At 66.5% G+C, this 19,661-nt stretch carries 15 protein-coding genes; 6 read left to right on the plus strand and 9 right to left on the minus strand.

Translation table 11 applies throughout. The annotated features are described in order from the left end of the window. Window position 1 precedes the first annotated feature (1 nt). Window positions 2-610, plus strand: coding sequence for an HAD-IA family hydrolase (locus WNM05_RS16785; RefSeq protein ID WP_434628967.1), 609 nt, complete (start codon window positions 2-4; stop codon window positions 608-610). Here WNM05_RS16785 and WNM05_RS16790 read toward each other — a convergent pair. Both WNM05_RS16790 and WNM05_RS16795 read right to left on the minus strand, forming a co-directional pair. Continuing rightward, complete coding sequence (locus WNM05_RS16790; RefSeq protein ID WP_434628969.1) at window positions 605-991, minus strand: MAPEG family protein; 387 nt, start codon at window positions 989-991, stop codon at window positions 605-607. The two genes, WNM05_RS16785 and WNM05_RS16790, sit on opposite strands and share 6 nt — an antisense overlap. Window positions 992-1,003: 12 nt before the next feature. Then, window positions 1,004-1,678 carry an energy-coupling factor ABC transporter permease gene (locus tag WNM05_RS16795; protein ID WP_434628971.1) on the minus strand — a complete coding sequence of 225 codons (675 nt, stop codon included), beginning with the start codon at window positions 1,676-1,678 and terminating at the stop codon, window positions 1,004-1,006. Window positions 1,679-1,785: 107 nt separating this feature from the next. Here WNM05_RS16795 and nadC point away from each other — a divergent pair, with 107 nt between their 5' ends. Further along, window positions 1,786-2,628 (plus strand): carboxylating nicotinate-nucleotide diphosphorylase, encoded by an 843-nt coding sequence (gene nadC, locus WNM05_RS16800; protein WP_434628973.1) that lies wholly within the window; start codon window positions 1,786-1,788, stop codon window positions 2,626-2,628. 145 nt (window positions 2,629-2,773) lie between these two features. Then, window positions 2,774-4,645, plus strand: a complete 1,872-nt coding sequence (locus WNM05_RS16805; RefSeq protein ID WP_434628975.1) for a sensor domain-containing diguanylate cyclase — start codon at window positions 2,774-2,776, stop codon at window positions 4,643-4,645. 40 nt (window positions 4,646-4,685) lie between these two features. Here WNM05_RS16805 and WNM05_RS16810 read toward each other — a convergent pair whose 3' ends face one another. The 3 genes from WNM05_RS16810 to trxA all read right to left on the minus strand — a co-directional run bounded on the left by WNM05_RS16810 (window position 4,686) and on the right by trxA (window position 7,112). Beyond that, on the minus strand, window positions 4,686-5,285 hold the full coding sequence (locus tag WNM05_RS16810; RefSeq protein WP_434628977.1) for a CoA pyrophosphatase: 600 nt from the start codon (window positions 5,283-5,285) through the stop codon (window positions 4,686-4,688). Window positions 5,286-5,403: 118 nt separating this feature from the next. Continuing rightward, window positions 5,404-6,660, minus strand: coding sequence for a transcription termination factor Rho (gene rho / locus WNM05_RS16815; RefSeq protein ID WP_434628979.1), 1,257 nt, complete (start codon window positions 6,658-6,660; stop codon window positions 5,404-5,406). A gap of 125 nt (window positions 6,661-6,785) precedes the next feature. After that, a complete protein-coding gene (trxA, locus tag WNM05_RS16820) occupies window positions 6,786-7,112 on the minus strand; it encodes a thioredoxin TrxA (protein WP_434628981.1) in 327 nt (108 codons plus the stop codon). 163 nt (window positions 7,113-7,275) lie between these two features. Between trxA and fabI the strand changes: the two genes are divergently transcribed. Both fabI and WNM05_RS16830 read left to right on the plus strand, forming a co-directional pair. Continuing rightward, window positions 7,276-8,061, plus strand: coding sequence for an enoyl-ACP reductase FabI (gene fabI / locus WNM05_RS16825; RefSeq protein ID WP_101709086.1), 786 nt, complete (start codon window positions 7,276-7,278; stop codon window positions 8,059-8,061). A gap of 250 nt (window positions 8,062-8,311) precedes the next feature. Continuing rightward, complete coding sequence (locus WNM05_RS16830) at window positions 8,312-9,979, plus strand: ABC-F family ATP-binding cassette domain-containing protein (RefSeq protein ID WP_434628984.1); 1,668 nt, start codon at window positions 8,312-8,314, stop codon at window positions 9,977-9,979. Between the two features lie 109 nt (window positions 9,980-10,088). Here WNM05_RS16830 and WNM05_RS16835 read toward each other — a convergent pair whose 3' ends face one another. Continuing rightward, window positions 10,089-10,676, minus strand: a complete 588-nt coding sequence (locus tag WNM05_RS16835) for a hypothetical protein (RefSeq protein ID WP_434628986.1) — start codon at window positions 10,674-10,676, stop codon at window positions 10,089-10,091. A gap of 406 nt (window positions 10,677-11,082) precedes the next feature. Here WNM05_RS16835 and WNM05_RS16840 point away from each other — a divergent pair, with 406 nt between their 5' ends. Continuing rightward, on the plus strand, window positions 11,083-11,880 hold the full coding sequence (locus WNM05_RS16840; RefSeq protein WP_434628988.1) for an SDR family oxidoreductase: 798 nt from the start codon (window positions 11,083-11,085) through the stop codon (window positions 11,878-11,880). 9 nt (window positions 11,881-11,889) lie between these two features. On the opposite strand, the gene WNM05_RS16845 is transcribed toward WNM05_RS16840, so the two are convergent. The 3 genes from WNM05_RS16845 to WNM05_RS16855 are packed head-to-tail and all read right to left on the minus strand — an operon-like array spanning window position 11,890 to window position 19,657. Next, window positions 11,890-14,280, minus strand: a complete 2,391-nt coding sequence (locus WNM05_RS16845; protein WP_434628990.1) for a response regulator — start codon at window positions 14,278-14,280, stop codon at window positions 11,890-11,892. After that, the gene (locus tag WNM05_RS16850; RefSeq protein ID WP_434628991.1) at window positions 14,277-15,977 is read right to left on the minus strand and encodes a chemotaxis protein CheB; all 1,701 of its coding nucleotides are present in this window, start codon (window positions 15,975-15,977) and stop codon (window positions 14,277-14,279) included. Before WNM05_RS16850 ends, WNM05_RS16845 begins: the two co-directional genes overlap by 4 nt. After that, on the minus strand, window positions 15,974-19,657 hold the full coding sequence (locus WNM05_RS16855) for a response regulator (protein WP_434628993.1): 3,684 nt from the start codon (window positions 19,655-19,657) through the stop codon (window positions 15,974-15,976). The genes WNM05_RS16850 and WNM05_RS16855 overlap by 4 nt, the downstream gene beginning before the upstream one ends. Window positions 19,658-19,661 lie beyond the last annotated feature (4 nt).

Raw genomic sequence — 19,661 nt, forward strand, 5'->3', positions numbered from 1 at the left:
AATGAGCGGCAAACCAAGCGTTTTGGTATTCGATCTGGGCGGCGTGCTGGTGGACTGGAACGGCATAGACCCGCTGATGCGGCTGTCCGGCGGCGCGCTGCAGCGCGAGGACGCGCGGCGCTTCTGGATGGAGAATCCGGCGGTGGAGCGGCTGGATCTCGGCCAATGCACGCCGCTGGAATTCTCGGCGACGATGGTGGACGCGCTGCGGCTGGACATCACGCCGCAACAGATGCGGCAGCAGCTGTCGGACTGGCTGGCCGGCCCCTACCCCGGCGCCGCCGAGCTGCTGGCCGCGCTGTCGGCCCGTTTTCCGCTGGCCGCGCTCAGCAACAACAACGCGCTGCACTGGGACAAGATAGAAAGGGAGTTCGGCCTGCTGCAGCACTTCGGCCACGCCTTCGCCTCCCACAGGCTGCAGCTGCGCAAGCCGGACGCCGCCATCTACGCCCACGTCGAGCGGGCGTTGGGACTGGCCGGCGAGCGTATCGCCTTCTTCGACGACAATATCGAATGCGTGAGCGCCGCGCGCGAGCGCGGCTGGCAGGCCTTCCACACCGTCGGCCTGGCCCAGGTCCGCGCCGCGCTCGACGCCCAGGGCTGGCTATAGGCCGATGACGCCGCCGGCGCGCAGGAACAGGTAGAGCGCCGCCAGCATGCCGACCAGCCAGGCCAGCGAACGCAGCGAGGCCTTGTCGGCCACATACAGCAGGCCGTGCGCGACGCGGGCCAGCACGAAGACCGCGGCGGCGGCGTTCATCGCCGCCTCCGGTACCTTCATCAGCCAGGCCGCCGCCACCGCCGCCGTCCATGTCGGCAACGCCTCCCAGGCGTTCTGCTGCGCCCAGTTGGCGCGCTGGCGGTAGCCGGCCAGCCGGCCGGCCCATTCCCGCGGACGCCCGTTGTCGTAACGCGTACCGGCCTTGGATACGCCGGCCCAGATCAGCGGCAGCACCGCCGCCAGCAACAGACTCCACAATACGAACGGCATCACGACTCCTCCCTACCCCTTGCCCGGCCTGTCGCCGAGATAACGGCCATCATCGAACGTGGCCACCCAATGCGGCCGGTAGACCACCAGCACCGCCAGCAGCAGGCCGGTGGTGAAGGCCTCCGACCACGACAGCAGAAAATAATACGGCAGCGCCTCGTCCAGCAAGGCGTCCCACGGATAGGCGCCGGCCAGGCCCAGCGCCAGCAGGCCGCACAGCGCTGCGGCGAACAGGCTGGCGCCGCCGGCCAGGAAGCCGTTGACGAAGATGTAGACGAAGAAATGCGGCGGCAGCCAGCGGCGCGCCAGGACCAGGCCGCCGCCTGTCAGGGCCACCGCCGGCAGCGCTGTCAGCAGCCAGTTCAACCCCAGGCCCGTCCAGTCGCCGTGGCCGCCGGCGGCCAGCGCCGCCTGCACTGCGGCCAGCGCCAGCAACGCCAGCCACGGCCCCATCAGCAGCGTGAACAGCGCCGCGCCCAGCAGATGGAAGGACAGGCCGGGCTGCAGGCCGCCGCGCAGCAGCCACATCGCCGCGTCCAGCACGCAGGCGCCCATCCAGGCGTTCAGCGCCGAGGCGTCCAGCCGGCGCCAGGCCACCTTGCGGGCAGCAAAGGCCAGCACGGCCAGCGCCGCGGCGTTGGCGAACCACGGCAGGCTGCCGCCGAATATCGAAGCCGACAAATCCATGACATTGAGATTGCTGTCGAACGGCCTACAGCATACCAGAGCCGCGCGCCGAAACGCGCCATTTTGGCCGCTCCCCGTTTACAATACGCTTTTGGATGGAGACCCGTATGCCCGCCCTGCCCCCGTTTCACCTGATCGCCCAGCAAGTCGGCCAGGCCCTGGCCGAAGACATAGGCCAATGCGACTGGACCGCGCGGCTGATTCCCGCCGACAAGCCAGGCGCCGCGCGCGTGATCGCGCGCGAGGACGCCGTGATCTGCGGCCAGGCCTGGTTCGACGAATGCTTCCGTCAGGTCGACGGCCGCAGCCGGGTCGAATGGCTGGTCGCCGAGGGCGAGCGGGCGGCCGCCGGCGGCGAGCTGTGCCGCATCGCCGGCCCGGCCCGCGCGTTGCTGACCGCAGAGCGCAGCGCGCTGAACTTCCTGCAGCTCTTGTCCGGCGTCGCCAGCGAGACCCGCCGCTACGTCGACGCCGTCGCCGGCCACCGCGCCCGCATCCTGGACACCCGCAAGACCATTCCCGGCCTCAGGCTGGCGCAGAAGTACGCCGTCACCGTCGGCGGCGGCGACAACCAGCGCATCGGCCTGTTCGACGGCATCCTGATCAAGGAAAACCACATCATGGCCGCCGGCGGCATCGCCGCCGCGCTGGCCGAGGCCCGCCGCGACCTGCCGTCCGGCGTCATGCTGCAGGTGGAAGTGGAAACGCTGCAACAACTGGAAGAGGCGCTGGACCACGGCGCCGCGCTGGTGCTGCTGGACAATATGACGACCGAGCAGATGCGCGCCGCGGTGCAGCTGGCCGCCGGCCGCGCCCAGCTGGAAGCGTCCGGCGGCATAGACCTGGACAGCGTGCGCGCGATCGCCGCCACCGGCGTCGACCGCATCTCGATCGGCAAGCTGACCAAGGACGTGCGCGCGCTGGATCTGTCGATGCGCTTCTCGCTGTAAGAGCCTGCTGACGATCGTTACCAGCATCGCAGCCGCTCCGGCGGACCTGATGCCAGGATGAAAAAAGACTTTAAACGGGCTTTAAGCTGTCATACTGAAGTGACGCCCTTCATCAGCCAGGCATAGTTCTTCGCACGATATGGAAATGACGCACCGCAGACTCGGCACACGTTCGGCCCGCCATGCCAAATGGGGGGCCGCGCTGTTCCTGCTCGTCACCATCGCGCTGGTGCTGCTGGATCTGGCGGTCAGCTACCGGCAGGTGGAGAACGAGGCCGGCCATCAGGCCAGCGGCCTGAGCCAGCTGCTGGCGGAGCGCCTCAGCGCCGGCATACACGAGGCGGGGCTGATCCTGCAAAGCAGCAACCAGATACCGGAAGTGCAGAAGCTGCTGCGCAGCGGCGGCCTGCCGCCGGAGGCGCAGCAGAACCTGGAGCAGAAACTGCAGCAGCAGCTGCAGCTGGCGCCGTACCTGAGCCAGATCGAAATCGTCGACACCGCCTGCCAGACCATCTTCAGCAGCGACCACAAGGGCGCGCCGCGCGCGCGCCACAACGAGTTCTGCCGCTGGCTGCACCGCGTGGAGCCGCAGGAGGGCAGCTACACCACCGTCAGCCACAGCCCGACCGAGGGCGGCATCGTGCTCGCCAACAAGCTGTACGACCACGACGGCAACCTGATCGGCATGGCGACCGGCCTGATCAACCACAATTTCTTCCAGGACGAAGTCAGCCGGCTGACGGTCGGCGAACACGGCGAAATCCTGGTGCTGGACCAGCGCCAGCTGACCGTGGCCCGCTGGCCGCAGGTGGTCGGGCGCGACCCGCAAAGCTACCGCCCGCTGCAGCCGCACGTGATGCTGTCGCGCGACGCCAGCCAGATGCTGTTCAGCGCCGCCTCCAGCTTCGACGGCACGATACGGCTGTACAGCGTGCGCCAGACCGGCAACTATCCGTTCCAGGTTGCCGTCGGCATTTCTCGCCAGGACTTCACCCGCTACGTCTGGGACAAGGCCTGGCTGGCGCTGCCCGGCTGGCTCTTCGTCGCCGCGCTGACACTGCTGGCGCTGCGCAAGCACCTGTCCAATCTGAATCAGCACCAGCTGCTGCTGCGCGGCAGCGAGCGGATACGCGAGAGCGAGGAGCAGGCGAGGCTGATCCTCGACATCGCGCCGCTGGCGCTGCTGCTGGTCAATCCGCGGACCCGCCGCATCCGGCACGCCAATGCGCCGGCGCGCGAGCTGCTGCGGCTGCCGCCGAGAGCCGTCGGCGACAATACCAGCCACGAATTGAACCTGCCGCTGAAACTTCAGCCGGTCGAGCAATGGCTGCTGGAGGAAGAGGACGTGCTGCAGCGCGAGGTGGAACTGGAACTGGAAGACCGCAGCCGGCTGTGGGCCATCGCGTCGGTGCAGCGGCTCAGCAGCGACAGCCATCCGTCGTCGCTGATCGCGCTGTACGACATCTCCGGCCGCAAGCTGCTGGAGCAGCAGCTGCACCAGAGCAATCTGCAATTGGCCGAGATGGCGGTGACCGACCCGCTGACCCGGCTGTACAACCGTCGCCACGCCGACATGGCGCTGAAGGACGAGATCAGCCGCTGCGAGCGCTACGGCCAGACGATGGCGATCGCCGTCTTCGATATCGACCACTTCAAGAAATTCAACGACCAGTACGGCCACCAGGCCGGCGACGACGTGCTGGTGGCCGTGGCCAACGCGCTGCGCGACACCACGCGCAACACCGACATCAACGCCCGCATCGGTGGCGAGGAGTTCATGGTGATCTTCCCGTACACCCGGCTGCGCGACGCGCACAAGGTGATGCTCCGGATGCAGATGGCGCTGACCCACACCACCTTCCCCTTCGTCGAACAGCGCATCACCTTCAGCGGGGGCGTCACCGACTGGCGCCCCGGCGACACGCCGCCGCTGATGGCCGCGCGCGCCGACCGCCTGCTGTACGAGGCCAAGCAAGCCGGCCGCAACATCATACTGTTCGACCAGGACACGCCCTGAGCCGGATCCGGCGGGCGACAATTCCGTCCCTGACCGGCAGCTAGGCCAGCGCGTCGGCCAGCATCCACAGCATCGCCGCGGTCGCGCCCCATATCGTGTGCCTGCGCCACTCCAGCGCCAGGTACTGGCCGGCCGTCCCGCCGCGCACATAGTCGTGGCGGCTGTAGGCGGCCTGATCCAGCAGCAAGGGCAGCGGCACCTCGAACACCTCGGCCACCTCGCCCGGCTCCGGCGCCAACGCCAGCGGCGGACGCAGCAGCCCGACCACCGGCGCCACCACATAGCCGGTCACCGTCACGTAGTCGGGCAGCCGGCCCAGCACCTGCACCGAGGACTCGGCCAGGCCGGTCTCCTCGCGCGCCTCGCGCAGCGCCGCCGCCTCGGCCGAACCGTCGCCGGCCTCCACCTTGCCGCCGGGAAAACTGACCTGGCCCGGATGGCTGGACAGGTGGTCGGTGCGGCGGGTGAACAGGACGGTGGCGCCGTCCGGATGCCATACCAGCGGCACCAGCACCGCCGCCGGCTTCAGGCCGGGCGCCACCGGCCGGTACGGCAGATCGGCGATCCTGCCCGTGAAGTCATAGCCCTCCAGCCGCCGGGCGATCCGCTCGGCAGCCTCGTCAGCCTCCATAGCCCACATATCGTTATCCTTGATTTTGCCCCGCAGGCAGAGCGGGTGCGCGTGCAAGCCATGTATCCAATGTACCAAAAAAAATGCCAGACCGGCATGGTCTGGCATCGTTTGGCGGCGCGCGAACTCAACGGCGCATCGAATCGAAGAAGGCCTGATTCGACTTGGTGGCCTTGATCTTGTCCTGCAGGAATTCCATCGCCTCCAGGTCGTCCATCGGGTACAGCAGCTTGCGCAGCACCCAGATGCGCTGCAGCTGGTCCTGCGGCACCAGGAGCTCCTCGCGGCGGGTGCCGGAGCGGTTGATGTTCAGCGCCGGGAAGATGCGCTTCTCGGCCATGCGGCGATCCAGGTGGATTTCGCAGTTGCCGGTACCCTTGAATTCTTCGTAGATCACGTCGTCCATGCGGCTGCCGGTATCGATCAGCGCGGTGGCGACGATGGTCAGGCTGCCGCCCTCTTCCACATTGCGCGCGGCGCCGAAGAAGCGCTTCGGGCGTTGCAGCGCGTTGGCGTCGACGCCGCCGGTCAACACCTTGCCGGAAGCCGGCACCACGGTGTTGTAGGCGCGCGCCAGACGGGTGATCGAGTCCAGCAGGATCACGACGTCCTTCTTGTGTTCGACCAGGCGCTTGGCCTTCTCGATCACCATCTCGGCGACCTGCACGTGGCGGGTGGCCGGCTCGTCGAAGGTCGACGACACCACTTCGCCGCGCACCGAGCGTTGCATTTCGGTCACTTCTTCCGGACGCTCGTCGATCAGCAGCACGATCAGCACCGCCTCCGGGTGGTTGGCGGTGATCGCGTGGGCGATATGCTGCAGCATCACCGTCTTGCCGGACTTGGGCGGCGCCACCAGCAGCGCGCGCTGGCCCTTGCCGATAGGCGCGATCAGGTCGATGATGCGGCCGGTGATGTTTTCCTCGGCGCGGATCTCGCGTTCCAGCTTGAACTGCTCGGTCGGGAACAGCGGCGTCAGGTTCTCGAACAGAATCTTGTGCTTGGAATTCTCCGGCGCCTCGCCGTTGACCTTGTCCACCTTCACCAGGGCGAAGTAACGCTCGCCGTCCTTCGGCGTGCGGATCTCGCCCTCGATCGAATCGCCGGTGTGCAGGTTGAAGCGGCGGATCTGCGACGGACTGACGTAGATGTCGTCCGGGCCGGCCAGGTAGGAGGTGTCCGGGCTGCGCAGGAAGCCGAAGCCGTCCGGCAGCACTTCCAGCGTACCCTCGCCGAAGATGCTCTCGCCCTTCTTGGCCTGGTTTTTCAGAAGCGCGAAGATCAGATCCTGCTTGCGCAGCCGGTTGGCGCCTTCGATCTCGTTGGAAATCGCCATTTCCACGAGTTCGGAAACATGAAGATGTTTGAGGTCAGATAAGTGCATAGCGGTCGTGAGGTCGACTCGGTAGTATTCGGGCGGAACGCCGTCGGGGGTGTGGAAGCGTAAATGAAGCGGGCGGCTATTTTATGCCACCCGCCTTGGAAGATTGTGCGTGGAGAATAGACGCTTTACAGTTGGCTGTCAATGAAGGCGGTCAGCTGGCTCTTCGACAGCGCGCCGACCTTGGTGGCGGCGACCTGGCCGTCCTTGAACAGCATCAGCGTCGGGATGCCGCGGATGCCGAACTTCGGCGGAGTCTGCTCGTTCTGGTCGATGTTCAGCTTGGCCACTTGCAGGCGGCCCTGGTATTCCTTGGCCACTTCGTCCAGGATCGGGGCGATCATCTTGCACGGGCCGCACCATTCGGCCCAGTAGTCGACCAGCACCGGCACATCGGCGCGGAGTACGTCGTTTTCGAAAGAATCGTCGGTTACGTGGCGGATCAGATCGCTCATGGCTTCCTCGTCAAATAAATGGATGCTTGCCTAATTCCCGATGGTAGCAAGCGCCAGCCGCAGCGGCAACCGGCGCGACGCCGCCCCCCTCCGGCCAGCGACGACTGCTGAAAATCCCGGCATTCGGTATAATGACCGGCTGTTTACATGAGAAGGACACCACATGGGCTTTCTGCAAGGCAAGAAAATCCTGATCACCGGCATGATCTCCAACCGCTCCATCGCCTACGGCATCGCTCAGGCCTGCCACCGCGAAGGCGCCGAGCTGGCCTTCACCTACGTGGTGGACAAGCTGGAGGATCGCGTCCGCGAAATGGCGGCCGACTTCGGCTCCAAGCTGGTATTCCGCTGCGACGTGCAGAGCGACGCCGAGATCGACCAGCTGTTCGTAGACCTCGCCAAGGAATGGGACGGTCTGGACGGCCTGGTGCACTCGATCGGCTTCGCCCCGCGCGAGGCGCTGGAGGGCGACTTCCTCGACGCGCTGAGCCGCGAAGCGTTCCAGATCGCCCACGACGTGTCGTCGTACAGTTTCCCGGCGCTGGCCAAGGCCGCGCGTCCGATGATGCAGGGCCGCAAGGCCGCGCTGTTGACGCTGTCCTACCTGGGCGCGGTGCGCGCGATCCCGAACTACAACGTGATGGGCCTGGCCAAGGCCAGCCTGGAGGCCTCGGTGCGCTTCATGGCCGCCAGCCTGGGCAAGGAAGGCGTGCGCGTCAACGGCATCTCCGCCGGCCCGATCAAGACGCTGGCCGCCTCCGGCATCTCCGGCTTCTCCAAGCTGCTGAACATGGCGTCCAGCCAGGCCTGTCTGCGCCGCAACGTCACCACCGAGGAAGTGGGCAACGCCGCCGCCTTCCTGCTGTCCGACCTGTCGTCCGGCATCACCGGCGAGATCACCTACGTCGACGCCGGCTACAGCGTCAACGCGCTGAACGTGCCGGAATAAGAACGGCTAACAACATTCTGTTTCATGCCTGAGGCAAGACGCGCCGACGCAGACAGTACAAGCGGTACGGCCGGTCGGCGCAACGCGGCATCAGGTTTTTGTTAGCGGTTCCGACATCGGGGCCGGCCCCTGCCGGACAGGGACCGTCGCTCCATCCGGCGGGGCCATCGTCAAAAACGATGGCCCCGTTTTCATGCGCCGGGTCGCAGCGCCCGCCCCCTCCCCCAATTTAGCAACACGGCCATTCCCGATGATCATTCTGAAAAACGTGGCCTTGCGTCGCGGCACCAAAGTCTTGCTGGACGGCGCAACGGTCAGCATCAACCCCGGCGAAAAAGTCGGCCTGGTCGGACGCAACGGCGCCGGCAAGTCCTCGCTGTTCGCCGTGCTGAACGGCAGCCTGCACGAAGACGGCGGCGATTTCTCCATTCCCGCCCAATGGCGGATGGCCCAGGTGGCGCAGGACATGCCGGAGACGTCGCAGACCGCCACCGACTTCGTCGTGGAAGGCGATACCGCCTTGCTGGCGGCGCGGCGCGAGGTGGCCGAAGCCGAGGCCGGCGAAGACTATATGCGGATGGCCCACGCTTATACCGCGTTGAACGACGCCGGCGAGCACGACGCCCCGGCGCGGGCGCAGGCGCTGATTCTGGGCCTGGGCTTCAGCGTGGCCGAGCTGCAGAAGCCGGTGAACAGCTTCTCCGGCGGCTGGCGGATGCGTTTGCAACTGGCGCGCGCGCTGATGTGCCCGTCCGATCTCTTGCTGCTGGACGAACCGACCAACCACCTGGACCTGGACGCGCTGGTCTGGCTGGAAGCCTGGCTCAAACAGTACGCCGGCACCATGGTGGTGATCAGCCACGACCGCGAATTCCTCGACGCGGTGACCAATGTCACGCTGCACATCGACCACGGCAAGCTGGTGCGCTACGGCGGCAACTACAGCAAGTTCGAGGACATGCGCGCCGAGCAGATGGTTCTGCAGCAGGCCATCCTGGCCAAGCAGCAGGAAAAGATGGCCCACCTGCAGAAATTCATCGACCGCTTCAAGGCGAAGGCCAGCAAGGCCAAGCAGGCGCAAAGCCGCGTCAAGGCGCTGGAGCGGATGGAGAAGATCGCGCCGGTGCTGGCCGACGCCGACTTCCAGTTCGCATTCAAGGAGCCGGGCAGCCTGCCCAACCCGATGCTGACGATGTCGCAGGCCGCCTTCGGCTATCCGGCGCCGGAAGGCGCGCCGGCGGGCACGCCGCCCACCGTGATCGTCAAAGGCGTGAACCGCTCGGTGCTGGCCGGCCAGCGCATCGGCATCCTCGGCGCGAACGGCCAGGGCAAGTCCACGCTGGTGAAAACGGTGGCCGAGGCGCTGACGGCCGCCGGCGGCGAGATCATCCGCGGCAAGGGATTGAACATCGGCTACTTCTCGCAGCAGGAGCTGGACGTGCTGCGGCCGGAGGACGATCCGCTGCAGCACATGCTCAGGCTGGCGCGCGAAACGCCGGCGCAGCTGCGCCCGCCGGCCAACGACTGCCGCGAGCAGGGCCTGCGCAACTTCCTCGGCACCTTCAATTTCAGCGGGGACATGGTCAAGCAGGCCGTCGGCAGCATGAGCGGCGGCGAGAAGGCGCGGCTGGTGCTGTGCATGATCGTCTGGCTGCGCCCCAATCTCTTGCTGCTGGACGAGCCGACCAACCACCTGGACCTGGCCACCCGCGAGGCGCTGGGCGTGGCGCTGAACGAGTTCGAAGGCTCGGTGATGCTGGTCAGCCACGACCGGGCCCTGCTGCGCGCGGTATGCGACGAATTCTGGATGGTGTCGCGCGGCGGCGTCAACGACTTCGACGGCGATCTGGACGACTACCAGGTCTATTTGCTGGAAGAGGCCAAGCGCCGGCGCGAAGAGGCGGCAGGGAAACGCTAGGCGGCACAAAGCCCCGGCGCGCGGGGCCTATCGTGCTGAAAATCAGCAAGGGCGGCGTTACCGAAGCAATCTCGACGGCACCGCCTTTTAATTTGCTCCACCAGCGTGCTTAAGGGTATTCCACGTGATCAAAGAATTTCTTACCCTTCAACACTCGCTGCCAGATGTCGAGAACCTCTCTTGGCGTTGCCACCTTTTCCGACATCGCCTGTGCCAATGCAAGATGCAGATCAGTGAATTCCGACCCCGAGAATTCATTTTTAATATTTTCGAGATGCGCGTTGGTAGCGTCATCCAAGAAACTCGCCAAATTGCCTCTTCGGATATCAGCCTGGTGCGCTGAGTTGCTATTCATTATCAGCTCTACCGCCTTTAGGAGCCTTTCCTGCTCGGCTTGCTTATTTTGGTTCCTTATCGCAAAGACTCCTCCCAAAAAAGCCGCAATGACAACAGCAAACGCAGCCCACAGCGTATTACCGCCCCCACTATTCTTTGCCAACAGATCGATCGACGCTTGCTGACGCTCAAGGCGAGATGACTGCTCCGCAACCACCGACTTTAATTTGGAAATATCCTGAGAGATCGACTCGACTGACTGAGGTTCCGAGGATGTTGATGGAGAATGAGAAGCAGGCTTCGCCAATGCAACGCCGGAAGCTAAGAGAAATACCGAGACAAGCGAAAGAAAGTTTTTCATAAACTCATTCATTAATAAATGATCAAAACATCCAAATTAGACAGAATCGCCCTTCAAGAAAAGTCCCCACCTTTAAAGCTAAAAAATCATCTCTGTTTTTATTAAAAATCAATCGACACCGGTTCCCACTGCAACAAGTTTGACGATGCGCTGCCATTTTTGCGTTGCCGAAGCTTGCCCAATAGTAGCCATGCTAGCACAACGGCATTTCACCTAAGCAAGACCGATAGCCGTGGCCGGTCTCGCCGGACGTCCACGCCGCGCCGACCCTTCGGCCAGCCGCGCCCGGCAAGCCGTTCCCCTCGCCCCGCTCCGGTGCTATAAAGTCTGGCATGCATTCCGGATATGCCGGACCGCGCCGACATGCCGCCGGCCGGCTCCGGACCATCAGCGGGGAGTCAGCACAATGAGCTTTCAAGGCAAGAGAGTCTGGATCACCGGCGCCTCGTCCGGCATAGGCGCCGGCCTGGCCCGCGAACTGGCGTCGCAGGGCGCCCACCTGTTGCTCAGCGCGCGCCGCGAGGACGAACTGCGCAAGGTACAGGGCGAATGCCTGGCCGACGCCGCCAGCGCGGAAGTCCTGCCGCTGGATCTGACCGATCCCGAACAGGTACGCCACGCCGCCCAGTCGGCGCTGCAGAACCACGGTCCGATCGACATCCTGATCCACTGCGCCGGCGTCAGCCAGCGCTCCCTGGCGCGCGACACCAGCGACGCGGTGGACCGCGCGCTGATGGAGATCAACTATTTCGGCGCGGTCGAGCTGACGCGGGCGGTGCTGCCGGCGATGCTGGCGCGCAAAGAGGGCCATCTGGTGGTGGTCAGCAGCGTCGCCGGCAAGATAGGCACGCCGCTGCGCTCCAGCTATTGCGCCGCCAAGCACGCGCTGATCGGCTATTTCGACAGCCTGCGCGCCGAGGTCTTCGGCGACGGCATCTTCGTCACGACGATCTGTCCCGGCTACATCGCCACCGAAATCTCCAGCAAGGCCTATACCGGCAACGGCGGGCGCTACGGCAAGGTCGACGCCGAGCTGCAGCACGCGATGTCGCCGACGGAATGCGCCCGCCAGATTCTGCGGGCCGTCGCCGCGCGCAAGCCGGAAGCAGTGGTCAGCGGCCCGAAGGAGCGGATGGCCGTGTATCTGCGCCGCTTCTGCCCGCAGCTGCTGTTCCGGCTGATACGCTCGCACGCGCCGTCGTAGGCGGCTCGCTCAGGCTGCCAGCTCCGGCAGCGCCTTCAGCGCCGTCATCGACTGGTAGAACACGTGGTCCAGCTGTTCGGCCAGGCCGGCCGCCTCGTCCAGCCGCTGCTCCTTGCCCAGGGCTTCCAGCATCTGGCACAACGAGGACAACGGCTGCGCCCCTATGCTGCCGGCGCTGTTCTTCAGCGCGTGGGCGGAACGGAACAGCGCCTTGCCGTCGCCGGCTTTCAGCGCCTGATGGATATCGGCCAGCAACCGCGGGCTTTCGTCCAGCCAGGCCGCCAGCATCCTGGACAGCAGGCCGGCGTCGATGTCGCGTATCGTGGCCAGGGCCTGCGGACTGATCCAGCTCTCCTCCTGGGCCGGCTCGGCCTCGCCATCCCCGACTGACACGACCTCCCGTCCCGGCACCAGCCAGCGCGCCAGCACCGCCAGCAGCGACTTCTGCGTGAACGGCTTGGGCAGGTAGTCGTCCATGCCGGCCTGCAGGCAACGCTCGCGGTCGCCCGGGCCGGCGTTGGCGGTCAGCGCGACGATGGTCAGATGTCCGCCGTCCCGCGCCTCGCGCTCGCGGATCGCCGCCGTGGTCTGCCAACCGTCCAGCACCGGCATTTCGCAGTCCATCAGCGCCAGGTCGAAGCGCTGCTCGGCGCAGCGCTGCAGCGCCTCCTCGCCGTTGCCGGCCAGCATGGCCTGGCAGCCGATATTGCGCAGCATCGCCAACGCCAGTTCCTGGTTGACCAGATTGTCCTCGATCAGCAGCACATGGCCGCTGAGCGTCTGCGGCGGCAGATTGCGCGCGGCGTCGCCGCCTGCCGGCGCGGCGGTCGGCGCCGCCGCCTGCAACAAGGCGTTGTACAGGTCGGAGCGGCGCACGGGCTTGGTCAGTACCTGGCGCGCCAGCCGCGCCGCGCCGTCCAGCTGCAGGAGGTCGTCGGCGGCCGAGCTGAGTATGATGGCCGGCGGCGCCGCCTCTCCCAGCCGCTCGCGCACGCCGGCCAGAAACATCCGACCGTCCATCTCCGGCATCATCATGTCGGACAGCACCAGGTCGAAACACTCGCCGCCGTCCGCCAGCAGCCTCAAGGCCTCGGCCGGGTTCTGGAAGGTGCGCACGCGGCAGCGCCAGGACGACAGCTGCCGCTCGAGGATTTCCAGATTGGTGGCGTTGTCGTCGACGACCAGCACATTGAGCCGGTTCAGCCGCTCGGCCACCTGCTCGGGCGCGCTCTGGCCGCAGGGCGGCAGCGCCAGCCGGAAGCGGAACTCCGCGCCCGCGCCCTCTTCGCTTTCCAGCTCGATCAGACCGCCCATCATCGTCACCAGGCGCTGCGAGATCACCAGTCCCAGCCCGGTGCCGCCAAAACGGCGGGTGGTGGAACTGTCGGCCTGGGTGAACGGCTGGAACAGCCGCCGCTGCTGTTCCGGCGGAATGCCTATGCCGGTATCGCGGACACTGAAGCCGCACTCCAGCAGGCCGTCGCGCGCGGCCAGCCGCTCGACCCGCGCGACCACCTGGCCGCGCTCGGTGAACTTGACGGCATTGCCTATCAGATTGGTCAGCACCTGGCCCAGCCGCTTGCTGTCGCCCACCACCTCCACCGGTTCCAGCGGCAGCTCGCACATCAGTTCCAGTCCCTTGCCGCAGGCGACCGGCGCCAGCCGCTCGACGATCTCCTCGACCAGCAGGTTCAGGCTGAACGGCTGGCGGTCCAGCTCGAACTTGCCGGCCTCTATCTTGGAGAAGTCGAGGATGTCGCTGATGATGGCCAAGAGATTGTCGCCGGAGCGGTGGACGATATTGACGTAATGGCGCTGCTGCTCGTCCAGCCGGGTCTTCAGCAGCAGATCGGTCATGCCTATCACGCCGTTCAGCGGCGTGCGTATCTCGTGGCTCATCACCGCCAGGAATTCGCTCTTGGCCCGGTTGGCGGCCTCGGCGGCGTCGCGCGCCTCCGCCAGTTTGTCGTTGGCCTCCTCCAGCGCCCGGCTTCGCGCCTCCAGCGCCGTCTCGCGGTCGTGCAGCTTCTGGTACAGCCGCACCCGGTTCAGCAGCAGATTGTCGTCCAGCGGCTTCATCAGATAGTCGACGGCGCCCAGGCCGTAGCCGCGGCCGATGAATTCGTCGGCCTTGAAGATGGCGGTGACGAAAACGATGGGAATGCCGCGGGTGCGCTCGGTCATCTGCAGGTGGCCGGCGGTCTCGAAGCCGTCCATGCCCGGCATCTGCACGTCCAGCAGGATCAGATTGACCTCACGCTCCAGCGTGGCCAGCAGCGCGTCCTCGCCGGAAGCCGCCTCCAGCACCTCGCAGTCGCGCAGCCGGCCGAGCAGCGCGCGCAGCGTGACGCGGTTATTGGGATTGTCGTCCACGACCAGGATGACGAATTTGCGGTTCATCGGTTCGCGCTCCGTCCGACGCGGTAGATATGGCTGCCGCTCTGATATGGCAGGAAGCCGGCGTCCAGCGCCTGCCGGTGCAGGCCGTCCTGCGGCCCCAGTACCAAGAAGCCGTCGGCGTGCAGCGAGCGCGCGAAGCGGCGCAGCACCTCGCGCTGCAGTTCGGCGTCGAAATAGATCAGCACATTGCGGCAGACGATCAGCTGGAATTCGTTGAAAATGCCCTCGTCGGTCAGCGAATGGCGATAGAACAGGATGCGTTGGCGCAGATGGTCGGCCAGGCGCAGGAAGCGGCCGCCTCCGGCCAGATGGGCGTCGAACAGCCTGGGCCCGCCGCTGGCCAGGTAGTTTTCGCGGTTGGACGCCAGCGCCCCGGCCGGGTACAGCCCGCTGGCGCCCAGCGCCAGCAGGTAGGGATTCAGATCGGTGGCGAACAGATGGCTGCGGTCCAGCAGGCCCAGCTCGTCCAGCACGATGGCCAGCGAATAGGCCTCCTCCCCGGACGAACAGCCGGCCGACCACAGTTTGATCAGCGGAAAGCTGGCCAGATACGGCAAGATCTCGTCGCGCAGCAGACGCAGCTGCGCCGGATGGCGGAAGAAGCTGGTCACCCCGACCGGCAGCTCGGCGCTGAGCCGTTCGAACAGCGCGACGTCGGTCAGCACCGCGCGCTGGAAATCTGCGAAATCGCGCAGGCCGAACTGGTTCATCAGATTGTGGATGCGCCGCTTCAGACTGTCGCGCTGGTAATGGCGGAAATCGTAGCCGTAATGGCAGGACAGCGCCTCCAGGAACAGCTCCAGCAGCTCCCCGTCGGGCTTGGCGTCGGCGCCGGCCGCCGCCGCGGCAACGGTGCTGGCGATCGCCGGCAGCTTCATGATGAAATCGTAGTGGCGCGCGTTGCGCGCGGCGTCGGGCATCACGCGCGCCGGCGCGCATTCGTCGCCGTCCTCGACGATGACCCGCGAGCCGGCGGCGCGCAGCGCGGCGCAGCCGTCGACGCCGTCGTGGCCGAAGCCGCACAGCAGCACCGCCAGCGCGCCGTCGCCGTATTCTCCGGCCAGCGACTGGAACAGCACGTCTATCGACGGCCGGGCGAACTGGATCTGGCGGTCGCGGGTCAGGTAGACGTGGCCGTGGCCGACCCGCATGTGATGGCCAGGCGGCGCGACGTAGATCGTCCCCGGCCGCACCGGCGTCATGTGCTGCGGCATCTCGACGCCGTAGTCGGTGCGCGACTTCAGCAACTGATCCAGCAGATTGACCTGGTTTTCCTGCACATGTTGGGCGACAAACACCGCCATCTCCGACAACGGCAGCCGCTCGACGATGTGCAGGATGCGCTCCAGGCTCTGTGCCGAGCCGGCCAGCGCCAGCGCGCGCGGCGCCGGCCGCGCCGGCTGCTGCGCGCGCGGGGCCGAGACCTGTCTGACCGGCAGGTTCAGCCGCATCAGGCTGTGCGCCAGCAGCGCGTGGTAGGCATTTATCTTCAGCTTGCCGCCGGCGTCCAGCCGGGCGGCGATGGCCGACAGCAGCTCCGGCCCCAGCACATCGGCGTCGTAGAAGCTCAACTCCAGCGGCTGGCCGGCGTCGGCGTCCAACAGCGCCAGCAGCGCGTCCTTGTCGTCGGCCGACTCCAGCCGGCCCAACACCGCCACCCGGCACTGGCTGCCGCGGCTCTGCACGGTGACGCTCATAGGCTGCGCCCGGCGCACCACTGCGCCGCCTTGGCCACCAGCACGTCGTAGTCCACCGGTTTGGACAGGTAGTCGTCGGCGCCGACGGCCAGTATCTTCTCGCGCTCGGCCGGCAGCGCCTTGGCGGTGACCGCCACCACCGGCATGCCGGCCCAGTCCGGATTGGCGCGGATTTCCTCTATCGCCTGGTAGCCGTCCATCTCCGGCATCATGATGTCCATCAGCACCAGGTCCACTCGCTGCTGCCGCAGGAACTCCAGCGCGCGCCGGCCGTTGACGGCGCTGGACAGCTTCGCGCCGTGCCGCTCCAACGCGGCAGTCACGACGAAAAGATTGCGCGGGTCGTCGTCGACGACCAGGATGTGCTTGTCAGCCAGCAGCTTGCTGCCGCCACCGGCCGGCGGGGCCTTCAGCGCCGCCTGCTGCCTGGGCACGTCGCGCAGGAAGCGCTCGACGTTTTCCAGCAGCCGCTGCCCGGCCTGGGGCGTCTTGACGATGACGCAGTCGGAATAGGCCCGCAAGGCCGCCTCGTCGTCGTCGCCCGGCGTGCTGCTGGCGTAGAACACCAGCGATATCGCCGGATCGGCCTCGCGCAGCGCGGCGGCGACGGCCAGACTGGCGGCTACGTCCGCCTCGCCCAGATCGACGATGGCCAGCCGGCAGCGGCGCTGCCGCAGCAACGCCGCCCACTCGGCCTCCGGTCCGGCGGCGACGACCTCGCCGCAGTCCGGGCCGAGCAGCGCCGCCACCTCGTCGCGGGCGATGCCGCCCCGCTCAACCACCAGGACGCCGCCGGCCTGGCCGCCTACGGCGCGCACCAGTTCGGCCTCGGCCGCCGCCAGCAGCTGATCGCTGGCCGGCTTGCGCAAGAAGCCTATCGCACCCTGCTGCAGCAGCGCCTCGTCACGATCGCGCCCCGACACGATGTAGACCGGGATGGTCGCCAGGCCCGGCCGGGTCTTGATCTCGTGCAGCACCTGGGTGCCGTCCATGTCGGGCAGTCCCAGGTCCAGCAGGATGCCGGCCGGATGATGCTTGTCGGCCAGCGCCAGCCCCTCGCCGCCGCTGCCTGCCAACAGCGTCTTGTAGCCTAGGCGCCGGTTCATCGCCACCAGCATGTGGCCGAACACCGGGTCGTCGTCTATCAGCAGCACCACCCGGTCGCCCGGCCGCAGTCCGTCGCGGTCGTCGTCGGCCGGCGACAGCCGGGCGAGCGGCGCCTCGACCCGCCCGCCCGACGCCGCTCCGCCGCTGTCCGGCAGCCAGACAATGAACTCGCTGCCTTCGCCCGGCACGCTCTGCAACTCTATCGTGCCGCCCAGCATCTGGGCGAAGCGCAGGCTGATGGTCAGGCCCAGGCCGGTGCCGCCGAACTCGCGCGAGGTGGAGCCGTCGGCCTGCTGGAAGGCCTCGAAGATCACGCTCTTCTTCTCCTCCGGAATGCCGATGCCGCTGTCGCGCACGCTGAGCCGTATCGGCAGCGGCGCGTCCGGATGATGGGCGAGGCTGAAGGTGATGCCGCCGTTGCGGGTGAACTTGATCGCATTGGTCAGCAGATTGCGCAGGATTTGCGACAGCTTGTCGGGATCGGATACGAAGTCCCGCCGCAGCTGGTCGTCGATGACGAAGTCCAGGCCCTTGTCGCGCGCCAGGTGCTCGAACATGCCTTTCAGCTCGGCGCACAGGTCGGCACTGCCCAGGGGGGCCAGATGCACATCCATCCTGCCGGCCTCGACCTTGGACAGGTCCAACACGTCGTTGATCAGCCGCAGCAGGTCCTCGCCGGAACGGTGTATCACCTGCGCCCACTTCAGCGCCTCGCCGTCCACCGTGCCGTCCTCGTTGTTCACCATCATCTTGGACAGCAGGATGATGGAGTTCAGCGGCGTGCGCAGCTCGTGCGACATATTGGCGAGGAATTCGGACTTGTAGCGGCTGGCCTGATCGAGCTCGCGCGCCTTGGCCTCCTGTTGCTGGCGGGCCGCCTCCAGCTCCTGGTTCTGCTGCTCCAGCTGCTGTTGCGACTCTTCCATCTGCGCATTGGTCTGCTGCAGTTCCTCGGTCTGCTGCCGCAGCTGCTGCTGCACCTCCTCCATCTGGGCATTGCTTTGCTGCAGCTCCTCGGACTGCTGCTGCAGCTGTTGCTGCTGCTCCTCCATCCTCGCATTGCTTTCGCGCAGCTGCTCGCTCTGCACCCGCATCTCGCGCTCGGCCTCCTCGCTGGCTGCCAGCAGATTGCGGATGTGCACGCGCTGCTCGGCGACGAAGAGGAAGGACGCCAGCATGCCGCCGACATTGGCCAGGAATTCCAGCTTGCGCTCGTCGAAATGCTCGAAGCCGGACAGCTCGATCACGCCGACCAGCTCCTTCTCGTGCAGCAGCGGATAGGTGTAGGTGTAGCGCGGCAAGGCCAGCATGGTGCCGGTGACGATGGGCGCGGCCTCGTCGCCACCGCCGCCGACCTCCAGAATGATGGGCTTGCGCTCGCGCGCCACCTGCCCGACCGCCCCCTCGCCGAGCCGGAAGCTGGAACCCAGATTGTTGCGCTCGGTGTACATATAACTGCCGATCAGGTCCAGCCGCTGTTCGGCCTCGCGGTACAGGTAGAACACGCCGCGGCCGGCGTCCAGATAACGGCCGATCAGGCCGATGGCGGCATCGGCGAGCTGCTCGGTGGCCAGATCGCCGGTCAGCGCGGCCGAGATCTGGCTGTAGCCGTCCTTCAGCCAGTTGCGCCGTTCATCCTCGGCGCGGGCAGCACGCAGCATCCGTATCATCTCGTTGATCGCGATGCCGAGCCTGTCCCTGGACGAGGCCAGCTTGACCTCCTCGCTGAGGTCTCCCTGGCCGATCGCGTAGGCACGGCTGGCCAGCTGCTCCAGCGACTCGATCAAGCTCTTCAGCCTGGCCATCAGGCTGGCCACGTCGCCATCGCGCAGGCGGATCTCGCTGCCGAGATCGCCCTCGGCCAGCCGCGCCGCGATCTCGGCCGCCTCGGACGGCTCGCCGCCGAGCTGGCCCAGTATCGAGCGGCTGGTCCAGTAGCCTAGCAGCGCGATGGCGGCCAGCATCACCGCGCAGATGGCCAGCGTCATCACGATGGCGTTACGCTTGGTGACGACGGCCTCGTCGGAAAACTTCTTGGCGATGACGATATTGTAATCGATGTGCTTGTCTATCAACTCCAGCATCTGGTCGGAGATCGGATCCAGCTCCAGCAGCAACTGATGCGCGCGGACCGCGCCCTGGCCGCCGCCGGCTCCGGCCCGCAACACCAGATCCAGGCTGGCCTGATAACGCTGCCAGACCGGCTTTTCCTTTTCCAGCCACGATTTGTCGATATCGTCGGCGAAGCAATTGCCGCCGGCGCAACCGTCGGTCTCGTACAGGCGGATCGAATTGCTGACCGCGTCGCGGGCGGCCTGGATCTTCTTCTCTATCTTCTGCCGCTCGCCCTTGTCGGCGTCGTAATCCAGCCGCCCCGCCTGCGTGCTGCAATCCTGGAATCCGCGCCTCAATTCGCCCAGCACCTTCAGGCTGGGCACCGCGTTGACGTTGCCGAAGTTGGCGCCGTCGTAGACCCTCTCCATCAGGTATTGCTCCAGCGCGGTCAGCAGCGACAGGCCCAGCAGGGCGGCGAACACCAGTAATGCCATATTTTTGCCGACGGTCAGTTTCACGCAC

It is taken from the genome of Chromobacterium sp. CV08 (assembly GCF_051129845.1).
In the GTDB taxonomy this organism is placed as follows: domain Bacteria; phylum Pseudomonadota; class Gammaproteobacteria; order Burkholderiales; family Chromobacteriaceae; genus Chromobacterium.

Coding starts and splice junctions, on each gene's coding strand:
- WNM05_RS16795 (WP_434628971.1), bottom strand. CDS start 1,678: ATGGATTTGTCGGCTTCGATATTCGGCGGCAGCCTGCCGTGGTTCGCC.
- WNM05_RS16850 (WP_434628991.1), bottom strand. CDS start 15,977: ATGAGCGTCACCGTGCAGAGCCGCGGCAGCCAGTGCCGGGTGGCGGTG.
- WNM05_RS16835 (WP_434628986.1), bottom strand. CDS start 10,676: ATGAAAAACTTTCTTTCGCTTGTCTCGGTATTTCTCTTAGCTTCCGGC.
- WNM05_RS16805 (WP_434628975.1), top strand. CDS start 2,774: ATGACGCACCGCAGACTCGGCACACGTTCGGCCCGCCATGCCAAATGG.
- WNM05_RS16785 (WP_434628967.1), top strand. CDS start 2: ATGAGCGGCAAACCAAGCGTTTTGGTATTCGATCTGGGCGGCGTGCTG.
- WNM05_RS16840 (WP_434628988.1), top strand. CDS start 11,083: ATGAGCTTTCAAGGCAAGAGAGTCTGGATCACCGGCGCCTCGTCCGGC.
- fabI (WP_101709086.1), top strand. CDS start 7,276: ATGGGCTTTCTGCAAGGCAAGAAAATCCTGATCACCGGCATGATCTCC.
- WNM05_RS16830 (WP_434628984.1), top strand. CDS start 8,312: ATGATCATTCTGAAAAACGTGGCCTTGCGTCGCGGCACCAAAGTCTTG.
- WNM05_RS16845 (WP_434628990.1), bottom strand. CDS start 14,280: ATGAACCGCAAATTCGTCATCCTGGTCGTGGACGACAATCCCAATAAC.
- WNM05_RS16790 (WP_434628969.1), bottom strand. CDS start 991: ATGCCGTTCGTATTGTGGAGTCTGTTGCTGGCGGCGGTGCTGCCGCTG.
- trxA (WP_434628981.1), bottom strand. CDS start 7,112: ATGAGCGATCTGATCCGCCACGTAACCGACGATTCTTTCGAAAACGAC.
- WNM05_RS16810 (WP_434628977.1), bottom strand. CDS start 5,285: ATGTGGGCTATGGAGGCTGACGAGGCTGCCGAGCGGATCGCCCGGCGG.
- rho (WP_434628979.1), bottom strand. CDS start 6,660: ATGCACTTATCTGACCTCAAACATCTTCATGTTTCCGAACTCGTGGAA.
- nadC (WP_434628973.1), top strand. CDS start 1,786: ATGCCCGCCCTGCCCCCGTTTCACCTGATCGCCCAGCAAGTCGGCCAG.